This window comes from Labilibaculum sp. (assembly GCF_041595635.1).
Taxonomy (GTDB): domain Bacteria; phylum Bacteroidota; class Bacteroidia; order Bacteroidales; family Marinifilaceae; genus Labilibaculum.
Genome location: NZ_JBFHJW010000004.1, coordinates 110,297 through 119,921, shown reverse-complemented (window position 1 = coordinate 119,921; position 9,625 = coordinate 110,297). Strand labels below are relative to the sequence as shown.

At 36.1% G+C, this 9,625-nt stretch carries 11 protein-coding genes; 10 read left to right on the top strand and 1 reads right to left on the bottom strand.

What is annotated here, in order from left to right; translation table 11 throughout:
• The 8 genes from ABYT26_RS02510 to ABYT26_RS02475 form a co-directional block, all read left to right on the top strand.
• Positions 1-411 (top strand): hypothetical protein (locus ABYT26_RS02510; RefSeq protein WP_372751311.1); only part of this gene is annotated, 411 nt, incomplete at its 5' end.
• Between the two features lie 161 nt (positions 412-572).
• Positions 573-1,772 carry an OprO/OprP family phosphate-selective porin gene (locus tag ABYT26_RS02505; protein WP_372751310.1) on the top strand — a complete coding sequence of 400 codons (1,200 nt, stop codon included), beginning with the start codon at positions 573-575 and terminating at the stop codon, positions 1,770-1,772.
• A 120-nt stretch (positions 1,773-1,892) separates the two neighbouring features.
• The gene (locus ABYT26_RS02500; protein WP_372751309.1) at positions 1,893-2,393 is read left to right on the top strand and encodes a hypothetical protein; all 501 of its coding nucleotides are present in this window, start codon (positions 1,893-1,895) and stop codon (positions 2,391-2,393) included.
• A 4-nt stretch (positions 2,394-2,397) separates the two neighbouring features.
• Positions 2,398-3,183: a Rossmann-like and DUF2520 domain-containing protein gene (locus tag ABYT26_RS02495; protein ID WP_372751308.1), complete on the top strand. Its 786-nt coding sequence runs from the start codon at positions 2,398-2,400 to the stop codon at positions 3,181-3,183.
• A gap of 63 nt (positions 3,184-3,246) precedes the next feature.
• Positions 3,247-3,774, top strand: coding sequence for a KdsC family phosphatase (locus tag ABYT26_RS02490; protein WP_372751307.1), 528 nt, complete (start codon positions 3,247-3,249; stop codon positions 3,772-3,774).
• Positions 3,775-3,807: 33 nt separating this feature from the next.
• The gene (locus tag ABYT26_RS02485) at positions 3,808-4,767 is read left to right on the top strand and encodes a UbiA family prenyltransferase (RefSeq protein ID WP_372751306.1); all 960 of its coding nucleotides are present in this window, start codon (positions 3,808-3,810) and stop codon (positions 4,765-4,767) included.
• Between the two features lie 23 nt (positions 4,768-4,790).
• Positions 4,791-5,369 (top strand): Maf-like protein, encoded by a 579-nt coding sequence (locus tag ABYT26_RS02480; protein WP_372751305.1) that lies wholly within the window; start codon positions 4,791-4,793, stop codon positions 5,367-5,369.
• Positions 5,370-5,437: 68 nt separating this feature from the next.
• The gene (locus ABYT26_RS02475) at positions 5,438-7,621 is read left to right on the top strand and encodes a S46 family peptidase (RefSeq protein ID WP_372751304.1); all 2,184 of its coding nucleotides are present in this window, start codon (positions 5,438-5,440) and stop codon (positions 7,619-7,621) included.
• A 95-nt stretch (positions 7,622-7,716) separates the two neighbouring features.
• Here ABYT26_RS02475 and ABYT26_RS02470 read toward each other — a convergent pair whose 3' ends face one another.
• Entirely contained in the window at positions 7,717-8,532 is an 816-nt protein-coding gene (locus tag ABYT26_RS02470; RefSeq protein ID WP_372751303.1) for a hypothetical protein, read from the bottom strand.
• Positions 8,533-8,857: 325 nt separating this feature from the next.
• Here ABYT26_RS02470 and ABYT26_RS02465 point away from each other — a divergent pair, with 325 nt between their 5' ends.
• Both ABYT26_RS02465 and ABYT26_RS02460 read left to right on the top strand, forming a co-directional pair.
• On the top strand, positions 8,858-9,205 hold the full coding sequence (locus ABYT26_RS02465; RefSeq protein WP_372751302.1) for a DRTGG domain-containing protein: 348 nt from the start codon (positions 8,858-8,860) through the stop codon (positions 9,203-9,205).
• Between the two features lie 4 nt (positions 9,206-9,209).
• A complete protein-coding gene (locus ABYT26_RS02460; protein WP_372751301.1) occupies positions 9,210-9,623 on the top strand; it encodes an ATP-binding protein in 414 nt (137 codons plus the stop codon).
• The last annotated feature ends 2 nt before the right edge of the window (positions 9,624-9,625 follow it).

Sequence of the window (9,625 nt, the reverse complement as noted above, 5' to 3'; positions counted from 1 at the left end):
GAAGATGGGAATGAAGAAGATGTAAGTTCAGCCAGTTTGGCTACATTTATCGGATACGAATTTTCAGATAAATTTAGGCTAGGAGCAGAGTATAACTTACTAACTAATGCAACAAAGTATTCTGCTGCAGCAAAAGATAAAGATAGGACAGGTATTTCAGTTTATTCTACCTATACTTTTTCTAACAAATGGGAAGCATTTGGTAGATACGATAAGCTTAGCTCTAATAAATTAAGCGGTGAAAGCGAAACATGGAATATTGAGAATAATGGTAGCGCCATTACTACCGGAGTTCAATATGCTCCTGTTAACGGAGTTAAAATGGCTTTCAACTATCAGGGATTTAATTATAAACAAGCAGGAACGGAAACTAATTCCGTATTGTATTTCAATTTTGAGTTTCAATTTTAAATTCAGTTAACATACTTGCTTTTAAAGACTGTCCTACTTATTTAGGCAGTTTTTTTTGTCTCAAATTGCTTCTCTTTATTTATTCTTATTCTAATAAAACATTTTTTTACTTTTAGATTAAGAAAAAAGTACAAAATATAGAATTCAAAATACTGCTTCCAATGAAAAGAATATATTTGATCACAGTTAGCCTTTTAATTTTTTTTGGAAGGGTAGATGCTCAGGAAATTTCTGATTTGAAAATGAGTGTTAATAGAGGTTCTGTTGAAATGGAAACAGAAGATGAAAAGTTTTCTTTTGGGATAGGAGGCCGTGCTTATCTAGATGCTGCAACTTATTTCGATGATGAATCAGATTTGGGCAATGGCAGCGAAGTTAGGGATGTTCGATTTTCTATGAAGGCGACCCTTTGGGCAAAATGGAATGCGAAAATCAACATTAGTTTTGCCGATGAGTCGGTGGCCTTAAAAGATGTATTTCTACAATATAATATCAATAAAAACAGTCTTTTTCGTGTGGGTAACTTTTTTGAACCATTTGGAGTTGAGCAAACTGAAAGTTCCAAAACAATTAAATTTATGCACCTATCGAGTACGATAGAAGCCTTTCGTCCGAATCGAAATTTAGGTATGTCTTATGCTGTTTGGGACAATAAATATTTTTGGGAAATGGGGCTGTTTGGCAGCGATACCGAAAATACAAGCGAAGGAGATGAAGGTTATGGTTTAACTTCTCGATTGACGTTTGCACCCATTCAAAGAGAAGAAAAGTTATTGCATTTTGGATTATCTGGAACTTATCGTACAGCAAATGCAAATGGTTTTGATGAGGAAGGTAACGAGAACTCGAAAACAATTCGATATCGTTCACGAGCTGCTACTCACATCGAAAGAAGAAGATTTATCGATACTCAGAACATCGATGAGGCTGATCATCAAGTAAAGTTCGGATTTGAGATGATTGCTGCTACTGGACCACTTTCTTTGCAAGGGGAATATATTAGCGCTAAAGTGAGTCGCGAATCGGATATGGAAGATTATAATGCCAACGGATATTATGCCCAAATGGGGTATTTGTTAAAAGGTGGAAATTATCAATACAAAAGTAATACAGCTCGGCTATCGAAACCTGCTCCAGGATCTTTGGAGTTACTGTTGCGTTATAATCATACAGATTTAAACGATTCGTCTTCTGCAATTATGGGGGGAGAACAAAAGGATATTACTTTGGGATGCACTTGGTATATGAATCACAATATCCTGATAAAATTAAATTTTACAAATGTAGATTTGGATAAATATGCTTTGAATGGAGAGGAGAATTTTAATATGATTCAATCTCGTTTGCAGTTTTCTTTCTAATAGTGATATTCCTAAAAATATCGTTTTATTTCTGAGCTGATCCTTTATCTTTGGTTTTTGTTTTTCTATTTCAGATAATTTAGCAAATGTGAATCGATATTATCTGTATATATTTGTAACATGGATAAGCAAAAAGCTGAGCAGGAAAAAGAGTTTATACGAAGAATTTTTGTGGATGAAATTGGCCGCTTGCAAAGAGAAGGATTCTATTTCTTTTCTTTTATAATGATGGGGCAGGCTATTGAAACTCTGGGTTGTTTTTTGGATAATAAACCTTTAAAGGCTAGGGCTCAATCGTCTAAACGTTTTTCAAAATCATTAAATATTTTAATGGGAAATGAGTATCGGATGGTCAATAAAGATTTTTGGCTGTACGATCGGTTGAGAAATCAGTTAACACATTCATTTGTTCCTAGTAAATCACTTTTGCTTTGTGCCCGCGAGAATCAGCCCGAAGGAGCTAAGCATTTAGAGTTTTTAGAGGAAAGATTGGTGCTGGTGGCCGAAGATATGTACGACGATCTGGTTGCAGGATGCGAAAAACTCTTCGGAATGATCGACAGGGGTAAGGTGCCTTTGAAAAATATTGCAGCTTCGCCTGAAGAATTAGGACTAAAATAACACGATGAGTAAAATACAAAGAATCGTAATACTTGGAGCAGGAAATTTGGCCACTCAGCTAACTTGCACGCTTCACGAAAGTGAATTGGAAATTGTACAAGTGTTTAGTAGAACCGAAAAATCGGCTAAAGAGTTGGCCAATAGGTTCAATTCGGCTTTTACTACTAAGCTTGAGGAACTTGTTCAGGATGCTGATTTATATATATTTGCCTTGAGCGATAAGGCTTTGCTTCCGGTCTTAGAAAGTATTTCAATACCGAAGGGTCGATTTGTACATACAGCTGGAAGCATTCCTATGGATGTGTTTCATGGCCATACAAATAAGTTTGGCGTGTTTTACCCTTTGCAAACTTTCAGCAAAAATCGGCGGGTTTCTTTTCAGAAAATTCCCATTTGCATAGAGGCAAATAACGAGGAATTGCAGGAGGATTTAAAAGAATTGGCTGGACGTATCTCTACGAGTCAGTATTTGGTTTCTTCCGATCAGCGAAAGCAATTGCATTTGGCTGCGGTTTTCACCTGTAATTTTGCCAATCACATGTACAGCATCGGACAAAAATTACTCGAAGATAAAGGTTTGGATTTTGATTTGCTGAAACCCTTGATTCAGGAAACTGCTGAAAAAGTGTCGGAATTGGATCCTGTATCGGCGCAGACTGGTCCGGCAGTACGTTTCGACGAGGAAACAATGAGCTCGCACGAGAAGGCGCTAAAAGCTACACCCGATTTTCAAAAATTGTATAGATTTGTGAGTGAGAGCATTTTTAAAATGCATAATAAGGATAGTTAAGTAAGGAGTGATTGGAAATGAGGAAATTATTGTTTCTGAGATCTTAAATATAAATAGGAATATATGGCGTTTTTTAAAGAAGATTTGATGAAAGTATCGGCTTTCATATTTGATGTGGATGGTGTGCTTTCTAACGAGTGCATTGTAATCGATTCGGCAGGTGAAATGTTGAGGACTGCCAATACAAAAGATGGTTACGCCATTCAGTATGCCATCAAAAAAGGCTACCCAATTGCAATTATTACTGGTGGCGTATCCGATGCAGTGGAGAAACGCTATCGTGGATTGGGCGTGAGCGACATTTACATGGGGTCGAAAAACAAGATCAAAGATTTTGAGGATTTTATTGCCAAATATGATCTCAATCCGGATCATATCCTATACATGGGCGACGATTTGCCCGATTATGAGGTGATGAAAAAGATTGGTGTTCCTACTTGTCCATCGAATGCAGTGGAGCAAATTAAGGCCATTTCGAATTACATTTCCGATAAAGATGGTGGGTATGGATGTGTTCGCGATGTGGTGGAGCAAGTGCTAAGAGCTCATGCCAAATGGATCGAAACCGATACAAATATTCAAAGTATTTAAGCAAAACTAGAACCCAGATAAAACGACCCTATAATGAACAATTACCTGAAGCTCGTTCGATTGCCCAATCTGATTATTATTGCGCTTACTCAGTATGTAATGCGTTATTTTATTATTCAACCTATTTTGAGTATCAATGGAATTAAGCTTCAGTTATCTGATGTTGATTTTGCCATACTGGTAGCGGCTACAGTATTAATGGCTGCTGCAGGATATATTATAAACGATTACTTCGATACGAAGGCCGATCGTTTTAATAAAAAAGAGGTGATTGTGGGGCGAAAAATTCCTCGGCGTGTGGCCTTAATTTTGCAACAAGTATTGGCTGCTATGTCTATGTTTTTGGCTGGCTATGTTTCTCATAAAATTGGTCATTGGCAATTTGTATTTATCTTTTTTATGGGCGGAGGCTTGCTTTGGTTTTACTCCACATCTTATAAATACTATTTTTTATTGGGGAGCTTTTTAATGGCTTTGGTGATTGCTGCCATTCCTTTTTTAGTAGTCATTTTCGAAATTCCACCTCTTGCCGAAAAATATGCTGAGGTTTTAGTAGCAACTAAAACCAATTTTAATTATTTGCTTTATTGGGTAGGAGCTTTTTCTTTTTTCTCTTTTTTTGGAGCTCTTATTGCGCAATTCATTCGCGATTTAGTTTCCATAAAAGGTGATCGTGAAATTTCTCGCAATAGTTTGCCTATTGTAATTGGTTTAAAGTGGTCGAAAGTGGTAATTATTGTCTTAATTTTATTTCTTTCGGTATCTGTTTTTGGCATTTGGTATCAGTTTCTAAATGCACCCATGGATCAAATTACTCCTTGGTATTTTGGTCTACTTATTATTTTGCCATTGCTCATTTTGGTTTATCGTGTTTATAAATTTTCCGAAGGAGATAAATTCCGAGGAGCTATTTATTTAATGCGTTTTGCCATATTAAGCGGAATCTCCTATTCTTTTGTGGTTAATTATATTATTACTCACACTCATTTTTAATTCAATTTTTTAATAAATAAATCATGTTGGATAATCTGAACGATATTCAAATACTCCTGGCATCTAAATCGCCACGAAGGCAAGAAATGCTTAAAGATTTAGGACTGGATTTTAAAATTAGAACTAGAGAGGTAGAAGAAATTTATCCAGAAGGACTAAAAGCTGAGGAAATACCAGTATACTTAGCGGAACTAAAAGCGGCTGCTTTTTTGGCTGATATAAAAAGCAACGAACTGGTGATTACTGCTGATACCATTGTGTGTGTGGATGATTTAATTTTGGGAAAGCCAACAGATAGAGATGATGCTGTTAAGATGTTGCAAACACTTTCGGGGCGTTCGCACAGAGTGATTAGCGGCGTTTGCTTGACGAGTACCTCTAAAAAAGTCAGTTTTTCGACTACCACCAAGGTTCATTTTAAGAACTTATCCGATGAGGAAATTAGTTACTATATCGACACTTTTAAGCCATTCGATAAGGCAGGTGCTTATGGCATTCAGGAATGGATCGGTTTTATTGGCATAGATGGTATCGAAGGTTCCTATTTTAATGTGGTCGGATTGCCAATTCAACACCTTTACCAAGAACTTTCGAAATTTTAAAAGTGAATCTATTACGAATTACGAAATTAGAATCCCGCAATTAATAAACAACAAAAAATATATTTGTTATGATGAAAAAACTAAGTCTACTTCTGATGGCAATCCTACTGCTTATTGGAAGTCAGGTGAAAGCAGATGAAGGAATGTGGATTCCGATGCTGCTGAAAAAATATAATATTGAAGACATGCAAAAGGCTGGCTTTAAGCTATCTGCAGATGATATTTACAGCATTAATAAAGCTTGCTTAAAAGATGCAGTAGTTGGCTTGGGAAGGGAAGGCAGTCCTTTTCATCATTTTTGCACAGGAGAGCTGATTTCGGATGAAGGTTTGATGGTGACTAATCATCACTGTGGATATGGAGCCATTCAAAATCATTCTAGCTTGGAGCATGATTATCTAAAAGATGGTTTTTGGGCAATGAGTCGCGATGAGGAACTGATTAACGAGGGAATTACGGCTTCTTTTTTAATTAGAATGGAAGATGTTACCTCTCAGGTATTGGATAGCATAAATGATGATACCAAAGAAGAAGTTCGTCAGAAGATGATTGAAAAACACATTCGTAAAATTCAGGAAGCCGCCGAAAAAGATACCGATTATCGCGCCAGTGTAAAGGCTTATTTTGCAGGGAACCAGTATTTTCTTTCTGTTTACGAAATTTATAAAGATGTTCGTTTGGTAGGTGCACCACCATCTGCAATTGGAAAATTTGGTGGCGATACTGATAACTGGATGTGGCCTCGTCATACAGGTGATTTCTCGATGTTTAGGATCTACGCTAACAAGAACAATAAACCTGCTTCCTACTCGAAGGAGAATGTTCCATTGAAAGCAAAACAGTCATTTAAAATATCCTTGAAGGGTGTAAATGAAGGCGATTTTACCATGGTTTTTGGATATCCGGGAACAACCACTGAATATTTGACTTCTCATGCGCTTGACTTGATGACAAAGGTGGATAATCCGCATAAAATCAAAATCAGAACCAAAAAGTTGGAATTGATGAGAGCCGATATGGATGCTTCTCCTTTGGTGAGAATTCAGTATTCTGCCAAATATGCCGGTGTTGCCAATTCATGGAAAAGATGGCAAGGTGAAATCAAAGGCCTGCAGCGTTTAGATGCAATTGCTAAGAAAAAAGAGCAGGAAGAAAAGTTCGAATTATGGGCGAATTCGTCTGATGAACTGAAAAATAAATATGCTGGAATTATTGGCGAAATGGCAAGTCTATACAAGGAATTAACGCCTATAAGTCTGGCTCGCAATTATGCCACAGAGGCTGGTATGCGAGGCGCCGAAGTGATTGGTTTAGCTTTGAAATTCAAAAATCTGGCTAGTTTGACAAAGAAAGATGAAGATCAAGTTGAGGATGAAGTAAGTAAGTTGAAAAAATCAGGTCTTGCCTTCTTTAAGAACTACAATCGTCCAACCGACCAGAAGTTGTTAGCAGCGATGTTAAAAATGTATAGCGAGAACCTAAGCGATGAATATCTTCCGCAGGAGATTAAAACAATTCGCGATAAATACAAGGGAAATTTTGAAGCTTATGCTGCAAAAGCGCTTACCAAATCGGTCTTCGCCGATGAGGCAAAAATGGATGCATTGCTAACGAACTACAAACTTTCTATGGGCAAGAAACTAGCAAAAGATCCGATTTTTAAATTATCGAGTAGTATCTATTTCTTTTATAAATCAGAAATTGCGCCTTTTTACGAGCAGATTAATCTGAAAACGGAGAAGTTGCAACGTACCTATATGGCCGGGTTGATGGAGATGCAAAAGGACAAAACTTTCTATCCAGATGCCAACTCCACCTTTAGAGTGCATTATGGAAAAGTGGCGGGTTATCAGGCGCGAAATGCAGTTCATTACGATTACTATACCTCTTTGGAGGGAATCATCGAGAAAGACAATCCTGAAATTTTCGATTACGATGTTCCTCAAAAGCTTCGTGATTTGTATCAGGAGAAAGATTTTGGAGCTTATGCAAACAGTAAAGGAGAGATGCCTGTTTGTTTCGCAGCAACCAATCATACCACAGGTGGAAATTCGGGAAGTCCGGTTGTGAATGCAAATGGAGAATTGATTGGCTTGAATTTCGATCGTGCCTGGGAAGGCGTGATGTCTGACTTGATGTACGACCCGGAAATTTGCCGTAACGTGTCTCTCGATATTCGTTACGTGCTATTTATTGTCGATAAATTTGCTGGTGCAGGTTATCTGCTCGATGAGATGAATCTTGTAGACTAATAAAAGCATAAAACAGTATTTGCTGTTTACTAAAAAAGGAATTATTCTGTTTGAGTAATTCCTTTTTTTATGGATTTTATCTTTGTCATTAATACTTAATTACAAGGTAAATAGTAGTCTTTTAATGGGTTTATGATCAGAATTGGATTGGGTTCTTTTTTAAGAATTCGCTTCAATTTAGCAGGACCAGAGTAAGAATCAAACCAGCTGGGATTTCGACTCGACATGAGTATGATTAAATCGGAATTAAACTGTTTCGAGAATTGAATGGCTTCCTTGTTGATGTTTTTGCTGGTGCTTGCTGCTTTTAGAATTTTATATTCGAAGGCAAACTGTTTAAACATTTTTTTAGTGAATATAAGTGTTGCCTTCACATTTCGTATGTACCCTTCCGATTTTTCGTTGGCTGCTAGTAAATGAATAAATGCCTGATTGAATCGACCAAAATAACTTGCCCAAATCATTTTTTCCTTGCTCTCTTTTCTGTGATCAACTGGTACAATAATATTTTTATACTCACAATTGGGATTCGTTTGTTCAGAGACTAGAATAGAAGGGATTTTTGCTTTTGTGATCCAATTAAAAATGAAATTTCTCTTTAGCAAACCACCAAGAGAATTCTTCGAAAATTGTGAAACAATTAAAATAGCATCTACTTCTTGTATACACCTATTTGGTTCTTGATTCGTGTTTTTAAGTTCTATAATTCTGTAAGGAATGGATTGCTTATTAATAGCATCGATTTCATTATTGTTTACAGGTGCTTTCCCTTCTTTTTTATGACTTTCTAAAAAGGCTATTGCTACTTCTGATTTGAATAGTCGAGCTAAGCGAAAAGAATGCTGTAAGGCTATATCGTTCGAATCATTATCTTGAACTAAAACGAGTATGTTTTGCTTTTTACGACTCATTAAATATGAAAAAATAGATGATTTTTTGATGTTACATTCTGTATTCTTGCGAATATACTCAAAAAATGAAAGTGTTCATGAGTTTGGAGAAGCTAAGTGTATGTTTTGAGTATGTTGACATAAAAAAGAGTATTTCGCAATTTGTAAATTCCTGTTGTATTGCTTCTGCATCTTATTTAGTTTCATATTATATAATTATTTAGACTTAATATATATATAGATGTTTTGAATCTATTCCTTTATATATCATTCATTAATCCTACTCAAATTCTTATATTAGGGCAAGAGGATAAAATATCATATAAACATAATATAGTTTGATGCTATGGTGAAATTAGCGGATGTAGTTGATAAACTTAATGCGCGTGTTATCTGTGGAAATGGAGATGTAAATCGAGAGATTCATTTTGGTTTTGCATCGGATTTAATGAGTGATGTTTTAACTCTGGATGCAGATAATTTGTTGTTAATTACAGGTTTGAATAATCTTCAGACAATCAGAACATCTGAAATGTCCGATATTTCTTTTATCTTATTTGTTCGGGATAAAAAAGTATCTAAAGAAATGAAAGAACTGGCTTGTGAGAACAATATGACATTGCTTGAATGTAGTTTTTCGATGTTTAAAGCATGTTCAGTTTTGGGTTCTATAGGTTTAAAACCAGTATATTAAAGGTATGAAGTTTGTGTATTTTATCGAGGGGGGAAATTTTTCAAAAGCAGGAACGGCTTCAAGCGAAGTGAAAAAAATTTTAAAGCAATTGAATGTAGACCCTAAAATTATCAAGCGAACCGTGGTTTCTTTGTATGAGGCCGAGGTAAATGTAGTAGCTCATGCTTTCGAGGGAAATATGAATGTTGAAATTTCCACAGATAAAATTGTGGTTCAAATTGTCGATAAAGGTCCTGGTATTCCCGATATCGATCAGGCCATGCAAAAAGGATTTTCAACGGCTACACCAAAAGTTCGGGAAATGGGTTTCGGTGCAGGAATGGGATTGCCAAACATCAAAAAAAATTCAGATCATCTAAAAATTGAAAGTACTATAAATGTTGGAACCGAGTTGGAGATTGTAAACTATTTGAAATAGAG

What these genes read in the sequence shown, in the direction of transcription:
- ABYT26_RS02465 (WP_372751302.1), top strand. Translation starts at nt 8,858, where the DNA reads ATGGTGAAATTAGCGGATGTAGTTGATAAACTTAATGCGCGTGTTATC.
- ABYT26_RS02470 (WP_372751303.1), bottom strand. Translation starts at nt 8,532, where the DNA reads ATGAGTCGTAAAAAGCAAAACATACTCGTTTTAGTTCAAGATAATGAT.
- ABYT26_RS02500 (WP_372751309.1), top strand. Translation starts at nt 1,893, where the DNA reads ATGGATAAGCAAAAAGCTGAGCAGGAAAAAGAGTTTATACGAAGAATT.
- ABYT26_RS02480 (WP_372751305.1), top strand. Translation starts at nt 4,791, where the DNA reads ATGTTGGATAATCTGAACGATATTCAAATACTCCTGGCATCTAAATCG.
- ABYT26_RS02490 (WP_372751307.1), top strand. Translation starts at nt 3,247, where the DNA reads ATGGCGTTTTTTAAAGAAGATTTGATGAAAGTATCGGCTTTCATATTT.
- ABYT26_RS02475 (WP_372751304.1), top strand. Translation starts at nt 5,438, where the DNA reads ATGATGAAAAAACTAAGTCTACTTCTGATGGCAATCCTACTGCTTATT.
- ABYT26_RS02495 (WP_372751308.1), top strand. Translation starts at nt 2,398, where the DNA reads ATGAGTAAAATACAAAGAATCGTAATACTTGGAGCAGGAAATTTGGCC.
- ABYT26_RS02460 (WP_372751301.1), top strand. Translation starts at nt 9,210, where the DNA reads ATGAAGTTTGTGTATTTTATCGAGGGGGGAAATTTTTCAAAAGCAGGA.
- ABYT26_RS02505 (WP_372751310.1), top strand. Translation starts at nt 573, where the DNA reads ATGAAAAGAATATATTTGATCACAGTTAGCCTTTTAATTTTTTTTGGA.
- ABYT26_RS02485 (WP_372751306.1), top strand. Translation starts at nt 3,808, where the DNA reads ATGAACAATTACCTGAAGCTCGTTCGATTGCCCAATCTGATTATTATT.